This is a genomic window from Paenibacillus sp. PL2-23 (assembly GCF_040834005.1).
Taxonomy (GTDB): domain Bacteria; phylum Bacillota; class Bacilli; order Paenibacillales; family Paenibacillaceae; genus Pristimantibacillus.
Genome location: NZ_CP162129.1, coordinates 1,597,662 through 1,620,648 on the forward strand (window position 1 = coordinate 1,597,662; position 22,987 = coordinate 1,620,648).

Annotated in this window: 21 protein-coding genes and 4 tRNA genes; 19 read left to right on the forward strand and 6 right to left on the reverse strand. The window is 55.1% G+C overall.

The window, feature by feature from the left end:
- Positions 1 to 10 precede the first annotated feature (10 nt).
- Positions 11 to 1,321, reverse strand: coding sequence for a stalk domain-containing protein (locus AB1S56_RS06750; RefSeq protein ID WP_340869683.1), 1,311 nt, complete (start codon positions 1,319 to 1,321; stop codon positions 11 to 13).
- A gap of 289 nt (positions 1,322 to 1,610) precedes the next feature.
- Here AB1S56_RS06750 and gltB point away from each other — a divergent pair, with 289 nt between their 5' ends.
- From gltB to AB1S56_RS06770, 4 genes are all read left to right on the forward strand, one after another.
- Complete coding sequence (gene gltB / locus AB1S56_RS06755) at positions 1,611 to 6,215, forward strand: glutamate synthase large subunit (protein ID WP_340869684.1); 4,605 nt, start codon at positions 1,611 to 1,613, stop codon at positions 6,213 to 6,215.
- A 235-nt stretch (positions 6,216 to 6,450) separates the two neighbouring features.
- Positions 6,451 to 7,290, forward strand: coding sequence for a sugar phosphate nucleotidyltransferase (locus AB1S56_RS06760; RefSeq protein ID WP_340869685.1), 840 nt, complete (start codon positions 6,451 to 6,453; stop codon positions 7,288 to 7,290).
- Between the two features lie 59 nt (positions 7,291 to 7,349).
- Complete coding sequence (locus AB1S56_RS06765) at positions 7,350 to 8,273, forward strand: ABC transporter ATP-binding protein (RefSeq protein WP_340869686.1); 924 nt, start codon at positions 7,350 to 7,352, stop codon at positions 8,271 to 8,273.
- On the forward strand, positions 8,266 to 9,087 hold the full coding sequence (locus tag AB1S56_RS06770; protein WP_340869688.1) for an ABC transporter permease: 822 nt from the start codon (positions 8,266 to 8,268) through the stop codon (positions 9,085 to 9,087). The genes AB1S56_RS06765 and AB1S56_RS06770 overlap by 8 nt, the downstream gene beginning before the upstream one ends.
- Before the next feature lie 91 nt (positions 9,088 to 9,178).
- Here AB1S56_RS06770 and AB1S56_RS06775 read toward each other — a convergent pair whose 3' ends face one another.
- On the reverse strand, positions 9,179 to 9,643 hold the full coding sequence (locus AB1S56_RS06775) for a polymer-forming cytoskeletal protein (RefSeq protein ID WP_340869690.1): 465 nt from the start codon (positions 9,641 to 9,643) through the stop codon (positions 9,179 to 9,181).
- Positions 9,644 to 9,699: 56 nt separating this feature from the next.
- On the reverse strand, positions 9,700 to 10,683 hold the full coding sequence (locus AB1S56_RS06780) for a peptidoglycan DD-metalloendopeptidase family protein (RefSeq protein WP_340869692.1): 984 nt from the start codon (positions 10,681 to 10,683) through the stop codon (positions 9,700 to 9,702).
- A 210-nt stretch (positions 10,684 to 10,893) separates the two neighbouring features.
- Between AB1S56_RS06780 and AB1S56_RS06785 the strand changes: the two genes are divergently transcribed.
- The 3 genes from AB1S56_RS06785 (at position 10,894) to AB1S56_RS06795 (ending at position 14,030) form a co-directional block, all read left to right on the forward strand.
- Complete coding sequence (locus tag AB1S56_RS06785) at positions 10,894 to 12,225, forward strand: UDP-glucose/GDP-mannose dehydrogenase family protein (RefSeq protein WP_340869693.1); 1,332 nt, start codon at positions 10,894 to 10,896, stop codon at positions 12,223 to 12,225.
- A gap of 100 nt (positions 12,226 to 12,325) precedes the next feature.
- On the forward strand, positions 12,326 to 13,756 hold the full coding sequence (gene cls, locus AB1S56_RS06790) for a cardiolipin synthase (RefSeq protein ID WP_340869694.1): 1,431 nt from the start codon (positions 12,326 to 12,328) through the stop codon (positions 13,754 to 13,756).
- A 79-nt stretch (positions 13,757 to 13,835) separates the two neighbouring features.
- Positions 13,836 to 14,030 carry a hypothetical protein gene (locus AB1S56_RS06795; RefSeq protein WP_340869695.1) on the forward strand — a complete coding sequence of 65 codons (195 nt, stop codon included), beginning with the start codon at positions 13,836 to 13,838 and terminating at the stop codon, positions 14,028 to 14,030.
- A gap of 97 nt (positions 14,031 to 14,127) precedes the next feature.
- On the opposite strand, the gene AB1S56_RS06800 is transcribed toward AB1S56_RS06795, so the two are convergent.
- Positions 14,128 to 14,439, reverse strand: coding sequence for a dehydrogenase (locus tag AB1S56_RS06800; RefSeq protein WP_340869696.1), 312 nt, complete (start codon positions 14,437 to 14,439; stop codon positions 14,128 to 14,130).
- 205 nt (positions 14,440 to 14,644) lie between these two features.
- Between AB1S56_RS06800 and AB1S56_RS06805 the strand changes: the two genes are divergently transcribed.
- From AB1S56_RS06805 to AB1S56_RS06825, 5 genes are all read left to right on the forward strand, one after another.
- A complete protein-coding gene (locus AB1S56_RS06805; RefSeq protein ID WP_340869697.1) occupies positions 14,645 to 15,262 on the forward strand; it encodes a DedA family protein in 618 nt (205 codons plus the stop codon).
- A 36-nt stretch (positions 15,263 to 15,298) separates the two neighbouring features.
- A complete protein-coding gene (locus AB1S56_RS06810) occupies positions 15,299 to 15,868 on the forward strand; it encodes a thioredoxin family protein (protein WP_340869698.1) in 570 nt (189 codons plus the stop codon).
- Complete coding sequence (locus tag AB1S56_RS06815) at positions 15,865 to 16,512, forward strand: MBL fold metallo-hydrolase (protein WP_340869699.1); 648 nt, start codon at positions 15,865 to 15,867, stop codon at positions 16,510 to 16,512. Before AB1S56_RS06810 ends, AB1S56_RS06815 begins: the two co-directional genes overlap by 4 nt.
- 95 nt (positions 16,513 to 16,607) lie before the next feature.
- Positions 16,608 to 18,869 (forward strand): Tex family protein, encoded by a 2,262-nt coding sequence (locus AB1S56_RS06820; RefSeq protein ID WP_340869700.1) that lies wholly within the window; start codon positions 16,608 to 16,610, stop codon positions 18,867 to 18,869.
- A gap of 266 nt (positions 18,870 to 19,135) precedes the next feature.
- Complete coding sequence (locus AB1S56_RS06825; RefSeq protein WP_340869701.1) at positions 19,136 to 19,777, forward strand: nitroreductase family protein; 642 nt, start codon at positions 19,136 to 19,138, stop codon at positions 19,775 to 19,777.
- A gap of 86 nt (positions 19,778 to 19,863) precedes the next feature.
- Here AB1S56_RS06825 and cmpA read toward each other — a convergent pair whose 3' ends face one another.
- Both cmpA and AB1S56_RS06835 read right to left on the reverse strand, forming a co-directional pair.
- Entirely contained in the window at positions 19,864 to 20,004 is a 141-nt protein-coding gene (gene cmpA, locus AB1S56_RS06830) for a cortex morphogenetic protein CmpA (RefSeq protein WP_340869702.1), read from the reverse strand.
- An 81-nt stretch (positions 20,005 to 20,085) separates the two neighbouring features.
- The gene (locus AB1S56_RS06835; protein WP_340869704.1) at positions 20,086 to 20,448 is read right to left on the reverse strand and encodes a hydrolase/acyltransferase; all 363 of its coding nucleotides are present in this window, start codon (positions 20,446 to 20,448) and stop codon (positions 20,086 to 20,088) included.
- Between the two features lie 90 nt (positions 20,449 to 20,538).
- Between AB1S56_RS06835 and AB1S56_RS06840 the strand changes: the two genes are divergently transcribed.
- The 7 genes from AB1S56_RS06840 (at position 20,539) to AB1S56_RS06870 (ending at position 22,982) form a co-directional block, all read left to right on the forward strand.
- On the forward strand, positions 20,539 to 21,021 hold the full coding sequence (locus tag AB1S56_RS06840; protein ID WP_340869706.1) for a SprT family protein: 483 nt from the start codon (positions 20,539 to 20,541) through the stop codon (positions 21,019 to 21,021).
- Positions 21,022 to 21,056: 35 nt separating this feature from the next.
- A tRNA-Asn gene (locus AB1S56_RS06845) sits at positions 21,057 to 21,132 on the forward strand.
- Between the two features lie 6 nt (positions 21,133 to 21,138).
- Positions 21,139 to 21,229: transfer RNA gene (locus AB1S56_RS06850), tRNA-Ser, on the forward strand.
- A 19-nt stretch (positions 21,230 to 21,248) separates the two neighbouring features.
- Positions 21,249 to 21,323 (forward strand) — tRNA-Glu (locus tag AB1S56_RS06855).
- A gap of 70 nt (positions 21,324 to 21,393) precedes the next feature.
- Positions 21,394 to 21,479: transfer RNA gene (locus tag AB1S56_RS06860), tRNA-Leu, on the forward strand.
- A 143-nt stretch (positions 21,480 to 21,622) separates the two neighbouring features.
- The gene (locus tag AB1S56_RS06865; protein WP_340869707.1) at positions 21,623 to 22,051 is read left to right on the forward strand and encodes an NfeD family protein; all 429 of its coding nucleotides are present in this window, start codon (positions 21,623 to 21,625) and stop codon (positions 22,049 to 22,051) included.
- Between the two features lie 4 nt (positions 22,052 to 22,055).
- Complete coding sequence (locus tag AB1S56_RS06870; RefSeq protein WP_340869709.1) at positions 22,056 to 22,982, forward strand: SPFH domain-containing protein; 927 nt, start codon at positions 22,056 to 22,058, stop codon at positions 22,980 to 22,982.
- The last annotated feature ends 5 nt before the right edge of the window (positions 22,983 to 22,987 follow it).

Below are 22,987 nucleotides of genomic sequence, written 5' to 3' on the forward strand. Positions count from 1 at the left end.
GAAGCATAAATTACGGATTAATGAAGGCTGTGTCCAAAATTTCGCGGTACCGGACTTGAAGGCCAAGCCCTTCCGATAAGGCGGCAAGCGGAACGTATGTTTTTTTCTCGCCGGGGAACTGCTCGAAGTAAGCCGGCTCCGCGTTCAGCGGGACGGTCTTGCCGTTAATCTTGATCGTCTTCGCGCCGATCGTCAGCTCAACGGTGCGGTCCTTCAGCGTAATTGTCGCGGTATTCGTCTTGGCGTTCCACGACCGCGCGGCGCCAATCGCGTCGGTGATGTCAGCGATGGCTACGAAGGTGCGCCCGTTCTTGATGCGCGGGGTATAAACGGTCTGCAGCTCCTTGCCCTTCACAACCACGGAGATAGGCACGCTGGCCGGCTTCTTGCTCACCGTTCTGTATTCGCCGAATACGGCTTCCGCGAACGCCTTGCCTATCGCCTTGTAGCCGTCCCGGGTAGGGTGGATGTCGCGCTCTGAGCCCTTCTTGCCGACATTTGTGTAGATCAGGACATTGCTCTCAATGGCAGCTGCCGCGTCCGCGATCTTGATGCTGAGGGGCTCGGCCACGCTCTCTAATGCCGCGAGCAGCCTTCGCTGCCCGTCCAGCAGAAACTCCGCGGTGCCTGGCGGGACGTAATACACCACTTCATTCCGGATCTTGGCGAACGGTATGGGCAGATATTGATTGGCGATTACGATTTCCGCTCCCGGCTGAAGCTTGCGGATGTCCGCCAGTGCGGCGGACAGCTGCGCTTCGAAGCCGCTCAGCAGGCCGTCAAGCTGGGACTGAAGCGCCGCTTGCTCAGGAGCGGACAGCTTGTCGTAATCGGCGAAGTTGTCGCCGGACTGCAAGCCCTTAATGAGAGACAGGAAATCGTTCCCGCCGATGGTGATCAGGACAAGCTCAGCCTGCTGGATATCCGCCTTCAGCTCAGAGGTCCGCTTGAATATATCGTCCGCCCGAGGATCGTAGAGGCCGGGCTGGATGGATGCCGTTGAAGCGGCCTTGCCGGCGGACGCGGATCTCAGCCACTTGCTGAGGCCCTCTGATGTCAGGCCGATCAAGCCGTAATTATCGTATTCCGCCCGCAGGCCATGGAACAGCGCCTGCTCGTACATATGCTCCGCGTAGCCATAGGGCACGGAGGTCTCCGTGAACCCGTGCTCATAACCAGCCGCAAGCGAATCCCCCAGGACGACTATGTCGTATGTAGACGCTGCGTTCGCGCCAGTCTCAGCCGCTGACAGAAAGGCTCCTTGCGTCAGCATAAGCGCGGCTAGCGTTGCCGCCGCGGTCTTCCTTAATTTACTATGCATCTCCAACACATCCCTCTGTTAATATAGAATTGCATGTTCCGCCAAACAATGCTTATCGCAATAATAAAAAATATTAAATTGATTTCCGATTTGCGCTAATGTTAAAATCATATAATAATCGCTTAGCAACGGTAGATGGCAAGAAGGATGGCAAGGAGCAGGCGGTGCGCCTCGTACCCTACCATTCTATGATACTTCAAGCCAAAAATGAAGCCAAATTAAGTGATCAAACCTGTAGTCATTTCTGCATTGCTTGCCCAAAAATCTTCTGATAGAGAGGTTGCACACAATGAAAGAAAATATTTTGGGATTGCCGCCTAAGCAAGGACTTTATGACCCGCAGAACGAGAAAGACGCTTGCGGAATGGGCTTTGTAGCCAGCATCAAAGGAAAAAAGTCGCATAAGGTGATTCGCCAGGCGCTGACGCTGCTGGAGAATATGGAACACCGCGGCGGACAAGGAAGCGAGCCTAACACCGGCGACGGCGCAGGTATTCTGCTTCAAATTCCGCATGATTTCTTCTCCGCGGAGCTGGGCAAACAGGGCATCCAGCTGCCGGCGGAAGGCGAATATGCGGTGGGCATGATCTTCATGCCGCACGAGGAAGAGGCGCGCGCTGCGATTGAGCGCGAGCTGGAAGCGATCATTCAGGAAGAGAAGCAATCGCTGATCGGCTGGCGCACAGTGCCTACGAACGACGAGAAGCTGGGCCAATCGGCGCTGGCTGTTAAGCCGTATGTACGCCAGGTATTCATCGGCAGGAACGCGGACCTGAGCGACACGCTTGCATTCGAGCGCAAGCTGTATGTCATCCGCAAACGCGCCGAGCTGGCGATTCGCTACGCCGGCAAAGAAGGCGGGAACATGTTCTACTTCTCCAGCTTGTCTACGAAGAAGATCGTATACAAGGGGATGTTGACGACCGAGCAGGTCCGTTCGTTCTATCAAGAATTGAATGACGAATCGGTTGTTTCCGCTATTGCTTTAGTGCATTCCCGTTTTAGTACAAATACGTTCCCGAGCTGGGAGCGCGCGCATCCATTCCATTATTTGATCCATAACGGGGAGATCAACACGCTGCGCGGCAACGTGAACTGGATGCATGCCCGCCAGACGCTGTTCGCCTCCGAGCTGTTCGGCGATGATCTGGAGAAGATCAAGCCGATCATTAACCCTGACGGCTCCGATACGGCTATGTTCGACAACACGCTGGAATTCCTGCATCTGGCGGGACGCTCCCTGCCGCATGTCGCGATGATGATGGTTCCGGAGCCATGGTCCAACCATGAGAGCATGAGCGACGACCGCAAGGCGTTCTACGAGTACCACAGCACGCTGATGGAGCCGTGGGACGGTCCTGCCGCCATGGGCTTCACGGACGGCACGCAAATCGGCGCGGTGCTGGACCGCAACGGTCTGCGTCCGGCGCGTTATTACGTGACCAAAGACGATCATATCATTCTGGGCTCCGAGGCCGGCACGGTTGAAATTCCTGCCGAGGATATCCTGTACAAGGACCGACTGCGTCCAGGCCGCATGCTGCTTGTCGACACGGAGCAAGGCCGCATCATTTCCGACGAGGAAGTGAAGGCGCAGATTGCCTCCGAGCATCCTTACCGGGAGTGGCTCGACGAGCATCTGGTCGATCTGGAAGCTCTGCCGGACGCGCCTGAGCTGCCGGATCCAAGCCATGACACGGTGCAGCAGCGCCAGCAGGCTTTCGGCTACACGTTCGAGGACATTCGCAAGGTGCTTGAGCCAATGGCGGGCAGCGGCCAGGAGCCGATCGCTTCCATGGGCTACGACGCTCCGCTGGCTGTTTTGTCCGAGCGTCCGCAGCGACTGTACAACTACTTCAAGCAGTTGTTCGCGCAAGTGACGAACCCGCCGATCGACGCGATCCGCGAGGAGATTATCACGTCCACCGCGACAACCATCGGACCGGAGCGCAATTTGCTGAATCCGGAGCCGGAGAGCTGCCGCCATATCAAGCTGGAAACGCCGATTCTGTCCAATGAGCAATTCGCGAAGCTGCGTCATATTCGTCGCGAAGGCTTCAAGTCGATTACGCTGCCGATCTTCTTCGCGGCAAGCGAAGGCGAAGAAGGGCTTCGTTCCGCGCTGAAGGGCATGTGCGAGGCGGCTGACCGCGTGATCGCCAAGGGCCATAACATCCTGATTCTGTCCGACCGCGGTGTAGATAAGGAGAATGCAGCGATTCCGGCGCTTCTGGCCGTATCTGCGCTGCACCATCATCTGATCCGCCAGGGCACGCGCACGAAGGTTGGCATCATGCTGGAATCCGGCGAGCCGCGCGAGGTGCATCACTTTGCCTTGCTGCTGGGCTATGGCGTCAACGCCGTGAACCCGTATCTGGCGTTCGAATCGCTCGACGACATGATCAAGCAGGGCATGCTGAGAGGCGTGTCGCATGACAAAGCCGTCAAAAACTTTATCAAGGCCGCAACCAAAGGCGTCGTGAAGGTATTGTCCAAGATGGGCATCTCCACGATCCAGTCCTATCGCGGCGCTCAGATCTTCGAGGCGCTTGGCCTGCGCGAAGATGTTATCAACGAATATTTTACTTGGACGCAATCCCGTATCGGCGGCATCGGCCTCGACGTTATTGCCGAAGAGACATTGAAGCATCATAACCGTGCCTTCGCGGACCAGGAAGGCTCCGAGAAGGAGCTTGATTCCGGCGGCGACTATCAATGGCGCAAGGATGGCGAAGACCATCTGTTTACGCCGCAGACGATTCATACGCTGCAGATGGCGTCGCGCAACAACGACTACAGACTGTACAAGAAGTTCTCGGAGCTTGTCCAAGGCGAGAACAAGAAGCATCTGACGCTTCGTTCCCTGCTTGATTTCAAGAAGGATGGACAATCCGTGCCGCTTGAAGAGGTGGAATCGGTGGAAGCCATTGTCGCTCGCTTCAAGACGGGAGCGATGTCGTTCGGCTCCATCAGCAAGGAAGCGCACGAGAGCCTTGCGATTGCGATGAACCGCCTCGGCGGCAAGTCCAACACAGGCGAGGGCGGAGAGGACCCTGCGCGCTTCACGCCTGACGCCAATGGCGACTCGCGCCGCAGCGCGATCAAGCAGGTGGCTTCCGGACGCTTCGGCGTAACAAGCCATTACCTTGTGAACGCGGACGAAATTCAGATCAAGATGGCCCAAGGCGCAAAGCCTGGCGAAGGCGGCCAGCTGCCTGGCCTGAAGGTGTATCCATGGGTTGCCGAGGTGCGCGGCTCCACGCCGGGCGTAGGCCTGATCTCGCCGCCTCCGCATCATGATATTTATTCCATCGAGGATTTAGCTGAGCTGATTCACGATCTGAAGAATGCGAACCCTCGCGCTCGCATTAACGTGAAGCTTGTGTCCGAGGTGGGTGTCGGCACTATCGCGGCTGGCGTTGCCAAGGGCCGCGCTGACGTTATTATGGTGAGCGGCTTCGACGGCGGCACTGGCGCTTCTCCAATGGGCTCCATCCGCCATGCGGGTCTGCCATGGGAGCTGGGCCTTGCGGAGACGCATCAGACGCTGATGCTGAACAATCTTCGCGACCGCGTAAGAATCGAGACGGACGGCAAGATGATGAACGGCCGCGACGTTGCGATCGCAGCGCTCCTGGGAGCGGAAGAATACGGCTTCTCGACAGCGCCATTGATCGTGCTTGGCTGCGTCATGATGCGCGTCTGCCAGCTGGATACATGTCCGGTAGGCGTCGCAACTCAGAATCCGGAGCTTCGCAAGAAGTTTATGGGAGATCCTTCCCATGTCGTCAATTACTTGCGCTTCATCGCTGAAGAGCTGCGCGAGATTATGGCGGAGCTTGGCTTCCGCACGATCGAGGAGATGGTTGGCCGCGTAGACCGTCTGGAGACCAAGCTGGTGACGGATCATTACAAAGCCAAAGGTCTGGATCTGTCCGGCATTCTGTATCAGGGCGATTACGGACAAGACGCGAACCGTCATTGCGTACAGGAGCAGAACCATGGGCTTGAGCTGTCGCTCGATATGCAGCAGCTTGTGCCAATGGCTAAGCCTGCGCTTGAGAACGGCGAGCTGGTGCGCGGCACATTCCCGATTCTGAATACGCACCGCGTTGTCGGTACGATTCTTGGCTCAGAGGTCACTAGACTGTATGGCGCCCAAGGCTTGCCTGAGGATACGATCTGGTATCACTTCGTTGGCACAGCGGGTCAAAGCTTCGGCGCGTTTGTGCCGAAGGGCATCACTTTATCGGTCGAAGGCGACTCCAATGACTACTTCGGCAAAGGATTGTCCGGCGGCAAGATTATCGTGGCTCCTTCACCGAAGGCTACCTTCGTGGCGGAGGACAATATCATTATCGGCAACACGGCGCTGTATGGCGCTACGAGCGGCGAAGCGTATATTCGCGGCATCGCAGGCGAGCGCTTTGCGGTTCGTAACAGCGGTGTGAATGTTGTGGTCGAGGGCGTTGGCGATCACGGCTGTGAATATATGACTGGCGGTCGAGTTGTCATACTCGGCTCCACGGGCCGCAACTTCGGAGCAGGCATGTCCGGCGGCGTCGCTTATGTGTACGACGCGAACGGCGACTTCTACAACCACACGAACCTGGAGATGGTATTGCTGGAGCGTGTGGAGGAGGAGACTGATATTTCTGAGCTTAGCGCCATGATCGAGAAGCATGTGAAATATACGGACAGCGCTGTGGGCACACGGATTCTGAACGATTGGGAAGCTTCCCTGAGCAAATTCGTGAAGGTCATTCCGAAGGACTACAAGCGGATGCTGGAGCAGATCCGCAAAGCGCAGGATTCCGGCCTCCAAGGCGGAGATGCGCTGCTGGCGGCATTCGAGGCTAACAAACGCGAGCTTGCTCGCACTGGCGGCAAATAATAGTTAACCGACTCGCAATGAAGATATTCTTCATTGCGAGTTTTTTATTTTTAAAATTAGCGGGCCAGCAAGCTGCCGTCTCATTTCGTTCAAAGTGTATTTTTATCGATTATAGGCGTATTCGACAAAAACAGTTCGAATGGCCCCTATCCCCTCCGTCAGCAATCGACAAGTTTCAGACATGCGCTGGGGTATAATATGAGATATTTGCTGCGTATGGAGGTGGACGAACGCGATGAAGATATTGATCCTGGCAAGCGGTATGAGAGAACGGGAACGGAGAATGTCTGCTCTCCCTCCATCCTGTTTGCCCATATTGGACGGACCCGACGGAGGGCCGGAATCGACGCTCGCCCGGCTATGGAGACAACTGTCGACCGCAGATTTACAGGATAAGACGCATATCGTCGCGGCTGGCGAGCATGCAGCGGAGATAAAGCGGCAGCTAGGCGTGAATATGCCTATTATAATAGAGCCCGAGCATAAGGGCAGCTACGGCGCGACAATGGCCGCCGCTGCGTATTTGTATACGGTCGGAGGCGTGACGCCAAACGAAACGATTATTGTGCTTTCGGGGGATGTATATGTAGAAGGCGACTTCTTTCATTGCATCCGAAGCTTGCCGAAGCTGCTAAGGGAGAGCGGCTCATCAGTCATGCTGGTTGGCGCGGAGGCGGAGCAGCCTAGAGAGGGCTATGGCTATATCGTCCCTGAGATACATACAGACGCAGCCGAGGAAAATGCTTATGACTGGAGGGTCAACCATTATTGCAAGGAGCCAAGCGAAGAGGAAGCGCGGCAATTAATGGCCAGAGGCGCGCTGAGGAGCTGCGGAGTGTACGCATTCCGGCTGGAGCTGCTCCTTCATCGCATGTCGGAAGCCGCGCTGCCTGTTTACTATGACGAGCTCTGCAAGCATGATGTTGGGCTGTCCGTACAAGACTTGGAGGACGCGCTGCTGATGGACGCAGCGATTGCACAATCCTGCATCAGGTTTGATGGCATATGTGCCTGCCTGGAGCACACGAAGACGGAGACCCGTACTATGGCGATGTCGACGAACCAAACCGATTAATATACCAATTGTTTCCTGTATGGGGTATAATAGTGGGGATAAGGGGGAGACGCGAACTGATGGAGCAAAATATCGTCCGAATGTTGAATGTAACGAAGCGAATCGGCGGCCGAACGTTGATTGACGGCTTGAGCCTTGATGTGCCTATGGGCGAGGTGTTCGGCTTTCTCGGACCCAATGGGGCGGGCAAAACAACTACGATTCGTATGATGGTCGGGTTAATGTCCATAACGTCGGGGGATATCCTCATTGACGGGAACAGTATTGCCGGAGATTTCGAGAAAGCGATTCGCCATGTGGGAGCGATAGTGGAGAATCCGGAGATGTACAAATACCTGACCGGCTATCAGAATCTCATACATTACGCTCGGATGATTCCGGGCATTACACCGCATAGAGTGAAGGAAGTTGTTGCGCTGGTAGGGCTGGAGGCGAGAATACACGATAAGGTCAAGACGTATTCTCTTGGCATGAGGCAGCGGCTTGGCGTGGCTCAAGCTATTCTGCATAAGCCTAAGCTGCTTATACTTGATGAGCCGACGAACGGGCTGGATCCAGCAGGCATACGCGAGCTCCGGGATTATTTGCGCAGATTGGCCAAGGACGAGGGCGTGGCCGTATTCGTGTCGAGCCATTTGCTGTCGGAGATGGAGCTGATGTGCGATCGCGTCGCGATTATTCAGAACGGCAGGCTGATTGATGTTAGAACGGTTCACCAGTCCAAAGCCTTAGCGGAGGCCAGCGCCAATATCCTGCTTGAGGTGGATAATAAGTCTGAGGCGGCCGCCCTTATTGCCTCGCTTGGGCAACAGGCGCTGGAGAATGCGGAGGGCTATATTGTCGTGCAGGGGAATAAGGAGCGGGCTGCGGAGCTTAACGCCGCGCTCGTCCATGCGGGTATCAAGGTATACGGCGTCCGCGCGGAGACGAAATCGCTCGAGGATCAATTCCTGGAGATGACGGGAGGCGAGCGGATTGGTTGATTTTCTGAATTTGGTACGTAATGAAAACATGAAGATGTTCAGGGCGCCGCGATTATACGTTATGCTGTCCATAGTCGTCGGGATGATCATGATTGTATCTGGCATCTGGTATTGGAACGAGATGGACAACGTCACCTCCACGGTGCGCGAAGTGCTGCTGGTGGAGACGTCGCTGCTGTTCTGGCTGGTCACGATCTTTACCGTTATTGTCTCGTCGAGCTCGGTAGCGGAGGAGTTTTCTACGGGGACCATCAAGCTACTGCTGATTCGTCCTTGGAGCCGTTCCAAAATACTGCTGTCCAAATACATATCAAGCATGCTGTTCGCTCTTATGCTGACGCTCGTGTTCCTTCTGACGGCGCTGCTTGTCAATTGGGTGCTGTTTGACCTGATTGGGGGAGCGAGGAACGTAGACGGCGGCGATACTGGTAATATGTTTATGGAAGGCATGGGAGACGCTACAACGACATTGATTGCAAGGTATTATGCGTTGACCCTCCTCAACACCGTGATGACGGTGACTATTTCCTTTATGCTGTCGACCATCTTCAGGAGCGCGGCGCTGGCGATTGCAATGGCGTTGTTTATCGAGATCATATTGAACAACCTGCTGCAGCTGCTGATGCTGATCGACAAGGCGTGGATTGATTATCTGCTGTTTGTCCATATGAACCTTACCAAATACGCTGGCGGCAATGTTTCTCCTATGGATGGCATGACGCTTGGTTTTTCATTGTCCGTGCTCGGCGTCTATTTTGTACTGTTTATTGCGCTTACGTGGTATATCTTTAACAAAAGAGACGTGGCGTCATAAGCCAATGTGGAGTGAGCAAGCCGCCTCCCTTCGTCCCCTATGAAGGGCGAGGGGAGGCGGCTTGCTTTGCTTCCATTATGCCATGTTGACGTTAACCGGCCTGCCGGGATTTGGCGCGGGCCTCCTGCGCCTTGTCTTCGTTCTTGGCGGCTGTCACAGCGGCAGCTCCTGCGACGCCAGCAGCTTCTCTCTGAGCCTTCTGCTTCGCGTCGGTTGATGCCTCCATCATGCAGCTGCCGTTCAGCGTAGCGCCGTCTTGGACAATGAGCGTATGTGCGGTAATATTGCCCACGAGATGGCCGGAGGAGGTAATAATCAATCTCCCCTTCGTCACAATATCGCCGAACAGCTTGCCTGCAAGCGTTACGTCATTTGCCGTAATGTTGGAGCGCGCGATACCGCACTCGCCGATGACAACATCCCCACGGCATTCAATGTCTCCCCGATATTCGCCTTCAATCCGAAGATTCGCTTCGCTAATGATTTTACCCTCTGCGATCGTTCCTTGCCCAATAAGAGTGTCAGTTGCCAGGGCGCGCTTCGTTTCTTTAAACATAAGTGAGAGTTCCTCCTTCGGCATCGTTAATGGATGTTGCGAGCCGCACCTCCCATTCAGCTATTCCGCGCTAGATACTTGAGCGGATTTACGGGCTCGCTCCTTTGCATAATTTCAAAATGAAGATGAGACCCCGTACTGCGACCGGTAGAGCCAAGCTGGCCGATCTTCTCCCCGCGAACAACGACATCTCCCGATCGCGCATCAATTCTCTTCAGATGATAATAAGCGGTTTGGAGCTCCCCCAGATGATCGATAATGACATAATTGCCAAGTCTGGAGTCATATCCGGTGTCGGATACGGTGCCATCGGCGGCGGAAAATACAGCATCGCCAGTTTCCCCGTCAATATCAATGCCCGCGTGAAAGGCGGCTCTGCCGGTGAATGGATCCTTCCGATAGCCGAAGCCCGATGTCAGCTTGCGGGAGCGAGTCGGCCAAAAGCTGGGATAGGCGTCCACAGTCATTCTCCGGTTTTGCGCCTTCTTTAATGTCTGCTCCATAGATTGCTCCATAGAGTCGACCATATCGCTGAGCGATTGGAAGTCAATAGATGTATGCTGGGCAAGGGCAGCGACAGGCATCATGCTCATGCTCATGCTCATGCCGTCAGGTATGTTGGCCGCTGAGCCGCTTGTTGTATCGATGACGGAGCCGCCGTATTTCTCTATGAACAGCTTCAGCTTGTTCTCCAGCTCGCTCAGCTCCCGCATCTTGTCTTTCATGTCCTGGGCCTGGCGCGACAGCTGCAATAATTCCTGCTGCAGGGTGACGATCGCTTCATCCTTACCGGAGATGACCTCATCCATTCCGGTAATGGTTTGCGTGAATTGTGCTGACTGGGATGCCAATTGCTCCTCCAGCTGCTTCAGCTCGTAGGCGGCCTTCACCTGGAGGCCGGCGATCGTTCCCGTAACCGCGATAGCGGCAGCAAGGGGGGCGGCTACAACAGAACGCTTCGAGACGGAGAACTGCTTGACAGTCTTGTCTGCACCGCGCATCACAACAAATGACCATGCCTGCTTCCGCGCTCGTTTCACTCCATAACTCCTTCCGGCCGGCGTTATAGTCCTGCAGAACGTTCTATGACTATTTATTCTGGAATGCTATAAAACATACCTTAAAACTTCTTCAATTGAGAATAAACAAATGATTTATATATAGTTGTTGTAAAATGGCGATTTTGCAGCGGGAAAGCTTCTACAATGAAAGCGGAGAGAAAAATTTGCAGCTGCGAGGTGTGTGGAGGAATGAATATTGCGGTGTTCGGAGCAGGCTATGTGGGTCTGGTCACTGCCGTTTGTCTGGCTGCCCAGGGCAACAAGGTAACGGTTGTGGAGAAGGATCGCGACAAGCTGGAGAAGCTTCAGGAAGGGCGAGTAACCTTCTATGAGCCGGATGTGGATTCTCTGCTGGATGCTGCCATGTCTTCGGGGCAAATAACGTTTACGAGCGACAGCGCTGCTGCAATAGCGCCAGCCGAGCTGCTGTTCATCTGTGTAGGGACGCCGGCGCTTCCTGACGGCAGCGCGGATCTTTCGCAGGTGGAAGCCGTCATGCGGACCATTCTGAAGCATTTATCCCACTATCAGATACCTTCACTTCAGCAAGAAGCCGAAGGCAAGCTGGTTGTTGTCAAAAGCACGGTGCCGGTGGGAACAGGGGACAGGCTGAGCCGGATGGCTGAGCTCCACATGCAGAGCATCGGGGCTGCCGTTCCGATAGAAGTGGCGTCCAATCCCGAGTTTCTGAGGGAAGGAGCTGCCGTTCACGACTTTTTATTCCCGGATCGGATTGTCATTGGCGTGGGAAGCGCCCGCGGAGAGCGACTGCTAAGGGAGCTATACCGTTCATTTGAATGTCCTGTGCTATCAACCGACACTCGGACTGCGGAGATGATCAAATACGCGTCAAATTCCTTTCTGGCAACCAAAATTTCATTTATTAATATGGTCTCGGATCTATGCGACAAGGTTCAGGCGGATGTCACGCATGTTGCGAAAGGCATGGGCTATGACAGAAGAATCGGCGAACAGTTTCTGAAGGCGGGCATCGGCTTTGGGGGCTCATGCTTTCCGAAGGATCTGCAGGCGTTTGCCGCGGTTGGCCGAAAGCATCATGTTCAGGTGGAGCTTCTGGAGCAGGTCATTCGTATTAATCAGGAACGCCCCGTCAAGCTGCTGGAGAAGCTGAAGGATGCGTTATGGGTGATGAAGGGGAAGCGGGTGACGGTGCTTGGATTAACGTTCAAGCCGCACACGGATGACGTGCGCGATTGTCCGGCTTCCCATGTTATAGCGGGCTTGCTGAGGGAGCAGGCGGAGGTGGTGGCCTATGATCCTGTCGGAATGGCCAACTTCCGAGCGGCTTACCCTGAGCTGTCTGCAAGGATGCGCTTTGCGGACAATGCGTATGAGGCTTGCGACAGGAGCGACGGCATCGTCCTGCTGACGGAATGGCCCCTGTTCAAGGAATTGGACTGGGTGCGCGTTCTCGCGAAGATGGAAACCCCATATCTGCTTGACGCGCGACACTATCTGATCGACGAGGAGCTCGGCAAGCTCGGCTTCGTCTGCAACTGAAGGGGACGGGGCTGAAGCGAAGCGAATAGTTCCAGAGGGAAGGGCAGAAACTAAACATTCTAAAGTATACATTTCCGATTATGAAAGTCGAGGTGGCGCAATGAGTCCGTGGGTTGGGTGGCTGCTTGCGCTGTATGTGCTCCAGTTCGCTGCTATTCTGCCCCTGGAGCATCGCCGCCAAAGCTACTTGACGGCATGGCTGTTCATCGCGCTTGTATGTCCGTTTATCGGCTTTGCGGCTTATTGGTTTATTGGAAGATGGCACAAAAGATCCATTCGCTCCGCAGTCCGGGTGTCCCCGGAGGCTGAGCTGAACGCGGCGGGCTCCAAGGCGGTAATCATTCAGACCTCGGAATGGGGTGACAGCTCCGCTCTCGCCCTGGAGCATCGGCTTCAACAGGCGCTTGCAAGGCTGTCCCCGTTCCCTGTAACGGGCCGCAACCGGACTCGGGTGCTGACGAATGCCGAGGAGACCTTTGAGGCTATACTGGACGCCATTAGAGCAGCGCGGCATCACATTCATATGGATTATTATACGATTCGGCATACTGGCGTCGGAGGGGAGTTTCTGGCGCTGCTTGCGGAGAAGGCGCAGGAGGGGCTGGAGGTGCGGCTGCTCTATGACGGAATTGGCAGCCTAGGCCTGGACGAGAGCTGCGTACGAGCTTTGCAGGAGGCGGGAGTGGAGACGGTCTGCTTCGCGCCTCCTAAGGCCGCTTTCCTGGAGCGAAGGCTGAATTACCGCAATCATCGGAAGATTGTAGTCATTGACGGGAAGATTGGCTTTCTTGGCGGCATTAATATCGGCGATGAATATTTGGGGCTGGATCCTAAGATTGGCTTCTGGCGCGACACTCATCTGCGAGTGCACGGCGATGCGGTTTATTATCTGCAGGTCATGTTCATGCAGGATTGGCGTCTTGCCAGCGGCAAGCAGCTCCCGCTTCGCGAGACATATATGCCGGCTCACAGCATACGGGAGACGGAGCGCGTCATGATTGTGCCGGGAATGCCTGGGGTGAACGACCGGGAAATCGTTGAGGTTATGTTCGCCGCGATAGCCGCTGCGAGAACGCGGATTTATGCCGCTACCCCCTACTTCATTCCAGACCCCGCCATAGCGATGAGCCTGCGGGTTGCGGCGCGAAGCGGCGTTGATGTGCGGCTTATTATTCCAGGTATAAGCGACTCCGAGCTGGTGCTGCTCGCTACGCTGTCTTACGTCCAGGACATGCTGGAGGCTGGCGTGCGGGTCTATCGGTATGGGAAGGGCTTTATTCATGCGAAGGTGCTGATTGTCGACGATATGCTTGCTTCTGTAGGCACTGCCAATCTCGATATGCGCAGCCTGTACAGCAATTATGAGTCCATTGCGCTGGTATTCGACGAGAAGCCTATTCGGGCTCTGGAGCGAGACTTCGAGGAGGATTTGCTGCAGTGCGAGGAGCTGGAGCTGGAGCTGTTCTCGAAGCGTCCCCGCAAGCAGAAGGCGCAAGAGGCCCTCATGCACATGCTCTCTCCGCTGCTCTAAGGCCTGAATGAGACCCCTTCATTCAGGGTATATTTTGTCCGTAGGCAAATACTTTTTTCCATTCAAGGAGGCGGGTCCAATGAGTGAACAGCTGCAATCCGAGCAGGAGAGGCACGCGGCTGCCGAGGGGCAATACGAGGGGCGGGACGTCTATGATATGGACATTGACCGTATGGTGAACGAAGGACTCGGAGGCGGTCAGGTCACCATTCATAATGGCTTGATTGCGGAATCCACCACCGATTCTATGGTCGAGAAGCCCGAAGGCGAATAAAGAAGCCTGAACGATTGGCATAAGGCAGGCAGCGCAAAGCCCGGGATGAAGCTTGACCTACAAGCATCATCTCGGGCTTTTGTCGCAGGAAGAGCCTTTATCCTCCATAAGCATCGCGGAATGCCTGGCATAGACGGCTGCGGTCCACGCCCCACAGCTCCGCGATTTCCCCGCTCACGTGCTCATCCCACCAATCGGCTTGCGCCTTGCGGTTGCTTTTATTGTCTACAATAAACTGCATATGCTGAACAACCTTCTTGTAATAAAGCGTTTCCGCCTGCTCCATTTTGTCCTTGGGCACCCATGTTTTCAGTCGTTTCATCGCGCGATACAGCTCGTTGCTGCAGGATCTGCGAATTTTGCGCGCCGAAGGCAAGTCTGTTGCGTGCTTCTGCTCGTTAGGCTTCATCGGGACCGTCTCCTCTCCCTTCATAAATATGCGCCGCCGCTGCGGGCGGTCACCGGCCTATTCAAGGCGAGACGAGTCATATTGGCGCAAAGCAGGAATAGGATAGGACATGTCGGAGTGGATGGCTTGCCTGAGCCTATGTTAAAATATGAGAGGCGAAGCCGGCTCCCGTCCGGCAGCGCACATATAGGATGGAGGAGCATGCATGGAAAGTTGGATTACCGAGATTATGGAGAAGTTCGGCTATATGGGCATTCTGCTCCTGATTGCGCTGGAAAATTTGTTCCCGCCGATTCCTTCGGAGGTTATCTTGACGTTCGGGGGCTTCATGACCACCTACACGAGCCTCACGCCTCTTGGCGTAATCGTTGTGGCGACGCTAGGCTCCTTGATTGGCGCAATTATTCTGTATTATATCGGCCGGCTGCTTGGCGTTGAGAGGCTGGAGGGCATTGTGGACCGTTATGGGCGCGTGCTGCGCGTCAAGAAGGGGGATATCCGCAAAGCAGACGCCTGGTTCGACAAGTATGGCTATTGGGCGGTGTTCCTGTGCCGCATGGTGCCTCTCATCCGCAGCCTGATCTCGTTGCCTGCCGGGATGTCCGGCATGAGGCTTGTGCCCTTTTTATTTTTTACAACAATTGGAACCTTGATCTGGAATACGATTCTGGTGTCCATTGGCACGGCCGTAGGCGGCAATTGGGAGCAGATTGTGGAGTGGATGGATGTGTACTCTAATATCGCTTACGCTGTTATTGCTGCAGCCATTCTTGTGGTGGTCGTTCTGTACATTCGCAGAGCGCGTAATTTTAAATCCAAATAAGAATTGGGACATACATAAGAGAGATGAGGGATAGCAATGGGAAAAAGTGTAGCGGATAAGCTCGGCAGGGGCATTACCGCCCAGCAGTTCGTGGACGGCATGACCAAAAACAAGGAAGCGTTCATCGCTTGGATGGAGAAGTTCAGCTGGCCCTCCTCTGACGATCGAGCCTATTTCGAATCGCTGAATGAGCGTGACGACCTGCGCTGCCTGATCCTGATGGCGGACTGGTGCGGGGATGTCGTGCGCAATGTGCCTGCCGTATTCGGAGCGCTGGAGGTAAGCGGCATCCCGACGGAGGTGCTCATAATGGAGGAGCATCTGGACACCATGGATCAATTCCTGACGATGGGCGGACGCTCGATACCGGTTGTCATCTTCGCTGACAAGGCAGGAACGGTGCTGGGAACCTGGGGACCCCGGCCCAAGCACATTCAAGAGCCGATGGTGGCGTTCAAGAGAGACAATCAGGATCGAAGCGCCCCTGATTACGATAGCAACCTCGCTGCCGCCCGCAAGGAAATTATGAAGCGCTATGGCGAAGGACCGGGCTATCAGACGCTGGTCGTCCAGGAGCTGCGCGAGCTGCTGGAGTCCTTCCAATGATGGCGACGGCGACCTTCAAGGTAGAGACGTATACGCTGGGACCGCTTCAGACGAACGCGTATTTGCTGACGGTCAAGGACGGGGGGAAGGAACGGGGCATCGTCATCGATCCCGGCATGAATCCCAAGCGGCTTCTGGATCGTATTCAGCATATCGAGCTGGAGGCGATTCTGCTGACGCACGCGCACTTCGATCACATGGGCGGCGTAGAGGAAGTGCGCAAGGCGGCTTGCTGCCCAGTCTACATTCATGACCTGGAGGCGGACTGGCTGACGGATCCGCGCAAGAACGGCTCCATGAGATGGCAGGACGTTACGCCGCCGCTATCGACAGATCCCGCGGAGCATGGACTTGCGGAAGGCCAGAAGCTGGAGCTCATCGGCCATACCTTCTCTGTGATGCATACGCCTGGCCATTCCCCGGGAAGCGTCAGCTTTCTGTGCGGCGCCCACCTGTTCTCAGGGGACGTGCTGTTCCGTCAGTCGGTGGGTCGAACGGATCTGCCGGGCGGCCGAGAGCGCGATTTGTACGATTCCATCCGGCTGAAGCTGTACAAGCTGGATGACGATACGATCGTTTACCCCGGGCATGGAGGCCGGACGGCCATCGGCTTCGAGAAGGCGAACAACCCTTATACGGTATAAGCGAGGAAGCATTCTTGGACGGTGACGGACGGGGATGCTTTTGCAGATTTAGATGGTGAAGCGGACTGGATATGACAAAGGGACGGTGCTAATCTATGGCAAATCAAACGAAATCGGCCGCTGCGAGCGAAGAGCTGGAGGAGCAAGGCGGCAAGAGTAAGCTGACGCCCGAGGAGAGGGAAGCGGAGAGCAAGCGCATCACAGCCGCCATCGCCGCGCAGCTGGCTATACCGGCAGCCAAGGTGAAGTCGGCGGTGTCTCTGCTGGACGAAGGCAATACGATACCGTTTATCGCGAGATACCGGAAGGAAATGACGGGCGAGCTGGATGAGAACGAGCTGCGCTCCATCGAAGAGAAGCTTCAATACATGCGGAACCTGGAGGAGCGCAAGCGCGAGGTGATCCGTCTGATCCATGAGCAAGGCAAGCTGACAGACGCGCTTCGGGCCGGCATTGTGGGGGCTGTGAAGCTGCAGGAGGTCGAGGACCTGTACCGGCCTTATCGGCAGAAGCGGAAGACGCGCGCCAGCGTGGCGAAGGAGCGCGGGCTGGAGCCGCTTGCGGCGTGGATCTGGTCGCAGCCAAGGCAAGGTGACCCCGCTGCGGAGGCCGCTCGTTATGTAAGCGAGGAGAAGGGGGTACTCACTCCCGAGGAGGCGCTGCAGGGCGCGATGGATATACTCGCGGAGCAATTCGCGGACGATGCCGCAATCCGCTCATGGGCAAGGAAATTCACATTCGAGCAAGCCTTGCTCCGTACGGAAGCGCGCAATGCGGAGACGGAGTCCGTCTACGAGATGTATTACAGCTATCAGGAGCCGATTCGCAAGCTTCCTCCGCATCGCATATTGGCCATTAACCGAGGAGAGCGGGAAGAAGTGCTTCGCGTGTCGTTCGACACGCCTGTGGACCGTGTGCACGAGCATATGCGGCGCAGCCTGCTCAGGAACGGGACGGCCGCACCGATCCGCCAGCTGCTGGAGGCCATTATTGAAGATGCTTATAAGCGTTTGATCGCGCCGTCGATTGAACGCGAGGTGAGAGGCGAGCTGACGGAGAAGGCGGAGGAGCATGCCATTACGATCTTCTCCGCCAATCTGCGCAACCTGCTTCTTCAGCCGCCCGTTCGCGGGCATGTTGTATTGGGCGTAGACCCTGCTTACCGGACAGGCTGCAAGCTGGCGGTAATCGATGATACCGGCAAGCTGCTGGAGGTAGCGGTCTCGTACCCGACGCCGCCGAACAACAAAGTAGCCGAGGCGGAGAGGCTGATCAACGGCTTGATCGACAAATATAAGGTGGAGCTGGTCGTCATCGGCAACGGGACCGCGTCGCGGGAGACGGAGCAATTCATCGCTTCGCTGCTGGGCAAGCGCAAAGCCTCGGGAGCTTCTGGCGGCGAGCTGAAATATATCATTGTGAACGAAGCGGGAGCGAGCGTCTACTCTGCCTCCAAGCTTGCGCAGGAGGAGTTTCCTGCGCTTGACGTAGCGGAGCGGAGCGCCGTATCCATTGCCCGCAGATTGCAGGACCCGCTTGCGGAGCTGGTGAAGATCGAGCCCAAGGCGATAGGCGTCGGACAATATCAGCATGACGTCAGCCAGAAGCGGCTCGACGAATCGCTTGGCGGCGTAGTGGAATCCGCGGTCAACCATGTGGGCGTCGATGTGAATACCGCCTCCGCGTCGCTGCTGTCTTATGTCGCGGGGATCAACGCAACGATCGCCAAAAACATCGTCAAATACCGCGAGGAGAACGGCCGATTCATCAAGCGGGCGCAATTGCAGAAGGTGCCGCGCCTCGGCGCCAAATCCTTCGAGCAGTGCATCGGCTTCCTGCGCATACCTGATGGCGCTAATCCGCTCGACCGCACGCCGATCCATCCGGAATCGTATGATGTGGTCGACGGGCTGTTCAGGGAGCTTGGTCTCAAGCTTAGCGAGCTTGGCTCGGAGAGCGCCAAGTCCAAGCTGGCCGCCATCGACGCCGCTTCGTTGTCAGAGAAGCTGGGCGTGGGCATTCCTACGCTTCGCGATATTATCGACAGCCTGCTGAAGCCTGGACGCGATCCCCGCGAGGAGCTGCCGCCGCCCATCTTCCATACCGATGTGCTCCAGATCGAGGATCTGACCGCCGGCATGGAATTGCAAGGAACGGTGCGCAATGTAATAGACTTTGGCGCATTTGTCGATATCGGCATCAAAAACGACGGCCTCGTCCATATCTCTCAAATGAGCGACAGGTTCATCAAGCATCCCATGGATGTCGTATCGGTGGGCGATACCGTTACCGTATGGGTGCTGAGCGTTGATCTGAAGAAGGGACGCGTCAGCCTGACGATGAAGAAGCCGAACTAAGCCGAACTAAGCCGAACTAAGCCGAACTAACACGAGACACTTTCCTCCAATGATACAACATACACCAAGGCAGCCGATTGCGGCTGCCTTTCTGCACATATAAGAAAGGATCACACGACAGCGCAGCTGTTTAGCTGTTTACGTCTTGACGCGTGCTAAGGATTTGTTAGTGAATTGACAAAAGAAAGAGGTGCAGGTATACTCTATAATGTGCTTGAAACAGTTGCAATTAAATATAGACCATCCTGAGGAGGAATCATTCAGATATGATCGTACAAAACGAAGTGGATCTGTCGTTTACTAATATTGTGGAAGGAAGGCGCTCGGTTCGCAAATACGACAGCAGCGCTGTCGTGACGGAGCAAGAAATTCGGGAGCTTCTGGAGCTTGCGACCAAAGCGCCTTCATCCTCCAATCTGCAGCCATGGCGCTTCCTGGTCGTAACCGATCCCGAGCTGAAGGCAAAGCTGCTGCCAATCGCCTTCAATCAGCAGCAGGTAGTTGAGGCCTCCGCTATCATCATCGTGCTTGCCGACCTGGAGATGTACACCCTGTCGGACAAAATTTACGAATCCGCTGCGGCAGCCGGCTACATGACGGAAGAGGTGAAGAATAACATGGTTGCGAATTCCACTCGCATGTATTCTTCGCTTCCGCCCGAGCGTTTGAAGGAAATCGCGGTGTTCGACACCGGCCTGGTCGCTATGCAGCTCATGCTGGCTGCAAGAACAAAAGGATATGACACCGTACCGATGGGCGGCTATAACCGCGATCAGGTGAAGGAGTTGTTCGGAATCTCCGACCGATATTTGCCGACGCTTATGCTGCCAATCGGCAAAGCGGCGGTGCCAGGCCATCCCACGACTCGCCTGCCGATTGATGACATTACTTTCTTCAACAAGCTGTAGCCCAGCAACAGTAGCATGCTAAAAACATGCTAAAAACCCGGCCATCCGCAAGCTGCGGGAGTGGCCGGGTTTTTGTATCAGGTACATTACATAAGCGATCCGCTGCTTTGCTCCTTGGGCGCCTGCTTCGTGCGATAGAAATACCAGCAGTCATTCAGAAGCTTGATTTGCCTGCGGTCCTTCTGTTGGAAAGCGCGCATCAGTTGGTTGCACAGCCACTGCGGCATACGCATCTCCCTCCTCCCGGCCTCACTTGTTGTTCTACTACCATATGGCGGAGGGCGAATGTCCGTGCAGGTCCAACCGAATTAGCCTAATTGCTCTTCCTCGTATTCCTCATACCACTGCTCCAGCTGTGCTTGCAGCGCGCGAATTTCGGTGAGCAGCGAAATCAGTGGGTATGACTTCTCCTGAATGCCCGCAAAATCCGCTTCAAGACTGTTAATGTATGGAAGTCCGCCGATAATGGATACCGCGGGATCATGAACGTCAACGTTATCGCATTCCGCGAGCGCGTAAGGCAAGGACGGAACATGCTCGGCCGTCAGCTTGTCTATCTCCTTGTGCAGCCTCAAGTTCAACGCGCTTAGCTGGTAAGCGTGCGATGCCGGCATCTCCACGAAGGATACGGTGTCCTTCTCTTTCATTAATACATATCTCATAGTTGCCATAAGCGATATTGCTCTCCCCTCGGTCCCTTATTCCTACTTGACAGTGTAGCTTATACAAGCGTTACAATTCAAGTAGTCAGGGGGCTGAGAATGTTGGATAATAGGAGCTTGCAGCTATGGGTGGAGCGCGTCTCACTGGAATGGTTCGGCAGGCCGTTTCTTCATCAGGCTACCTTTAACGCCAGGCTGAAGGCGACTGGCGGTCGTTATTTCACACGTTCGCATCATATCGAGATTAGTCCGCATCAGCTGGAGGCGTTCGGTGCCGACGAGACGGAGAAGATTATTAAGCATGAGCTATGCCATTATCATCTTCATCTTATGAATCGGGGATACCGGCATCGCGACGCGGATTTCAAAGAGCTGCTGGCTCGCGTGGGCGGCTCCCGATATTGCAGCTCGCTCCCGGATGGGGCAGGCAGGAGGGTTATTCCTTATCGCTACATGCTGATCTGCCAGTCATGCGGCATGGAATATAAGCGCAAGAAAAGGGTAGATCCTGCCAGGTATGCGTGCGGAAGATGCAGGGGCAAGTTAACGATACTTACGCTTGACAAGGATATGGCTCCGTGATAAATTATTACTTGTCACTGTCGATTTACTTTCGTTCCCTGATAGCTCAGTCGGTAGAGCACTCGACTGTTAATCGAGTTGTCACAGGTTCGAGTCCTGTTCGGGGAGCCAGTTCATGGAGAAGTACCCAAGTGGCTCAAGGGGACCCTCTGCTAAGGGGTTAGACTGCGTAAGTGGTGCGAGGGTTCGAATCCCTCCTTCTCCGCCACATTTCTTTTTGTTTGCATGGCCCGTTGGTCAAGGGGTTAAGACACCTCCCTTTCACGGAGGTAACAGGGGTTCGAATCCCCTACGGGTCACCAATTTATCCAATCCGGTTTCTTCCCCCTCGAAGACGCTGGTATGAAGGTTTTGGAATATCCTTAATGTTGTGCGGTAGTGGTGGAATGGCAGACACGCTATCTTGAGGGGGTAGTGGGCGTACGCCCGTGGAGGTTCGAGTCCTCTCTACCGCACCATAGTGCTAAGATAGATAACTCTCGCAGAGCTGCTGCGGGAGTTTTTTTGTGGTTATACTATCATTATTCGACAATTTTACGGTACAGAAAGGTCTTTGGGATACAAGCGCCGAATACATTAAGTTTGAAGAGGGGGTGATGGGATGGACTGGTGGTTAATTTGGCTGATCGTCGCGGGCGTGCTGATCGTAGTGGAAATGCTGACGCTGACCTTCTATCTGTTATGGCTGGGGATCGGCGCACTGGCTGCGGCGCTTGTTGACGTCATTTTCCCGGATGCTGTATTGCTGGAGGTTATTGTTGGCTGTCTTGTGGCCCTGCTCCTCACTATATTTACGAAACCGCTAACACGGAGAATACAGACGGGAAGAGGCTTCAAGGATGCTGGGCTTGAGCTTGTCGGCATGCGAGGCACCATTGTGGAAGACGTAAGTCCCGATGCCCCTGGCGTCGTTAAGGTTGGAAGTGAAACATGGAGCGCCAAATCGAATGAAGTCATTCGCCAAGGCGAAAGTGTGATTGTAGTTAGCAGAGGCAGCGCGTTTCTAGAGGTTAACAAATGGGAAGGGTGATCATATGGGAATGACTATAACGATTGTGGTTGTTGTGTTGGCGGTCGTTTTTATTTCGTTGTCGATCAAAATTATTCCGCAGCAAAGAGTAGGCGTCGTCGAGAGGCTTGGCAAATTCAGCCGGCTGCTGACGCCGGGCATTAACATTCTGATTCCGATCATCGATCATGTGCGTACGTACCACGACCTGCGTATTCAGCAGGCGAATGTGCCGCCGCAAACCGTCATTACCAAGGATAATGTGCAGGTGAAGATCGATACGATTATTTTCTATCAGGTGACAGGCCCAGAGCAGGCGACCTATGGCATCTCCGACTATGTGTATGGCGTCCGCAATATTAGCACGGCGACGATGAGGCAGATCATCGGCAAGATGGAGCTGGATGAAACCTTGTCAGGCCGTGAGAAGATTTCGTCGGATATCCGTATTGCGCTTGACGAGGCCACTGAAAAGTGGGGCGTGCGGATCGAGCGCGTCGAGGTTATTGATATTCAGCCTCCCGCTGACATTCAGGACGCGATGGATAAGCAGATGAAGGCTGAGCGCAGCAAGCGCGCATTAGTGCTTGATGCGGAGGCTGCCAAGCAGGATATGATTCTGCGAGCGGAGGGCGACAAGCAGAGTAAAATATTAAAAGCCGAAGGCGAGAAGGAAGCGCGTATTCGTCAGGCGGAGGGCCAGCGTCAAGCAAAGGAGCTGGAGGCGCTGGGCGAAGCGAAGGCGATAGAGTCGATTGCTCAAGCGGAGAAAAACCGGATTGAACGGCTCAGAGAAGCGGGCCTGGACGAGCAGGTGTTGACGTACCGCTCGCTGGAAGCTTTGACGGATATTGCGAATGGTCCCGCCAACAAGGTGTTTATTCCCACCAGAGCGGTAGATACGCTTGGCAGCATCGGCGCGATTGGCGATATGCTGAAGGAGAAAAAATAGAGCTT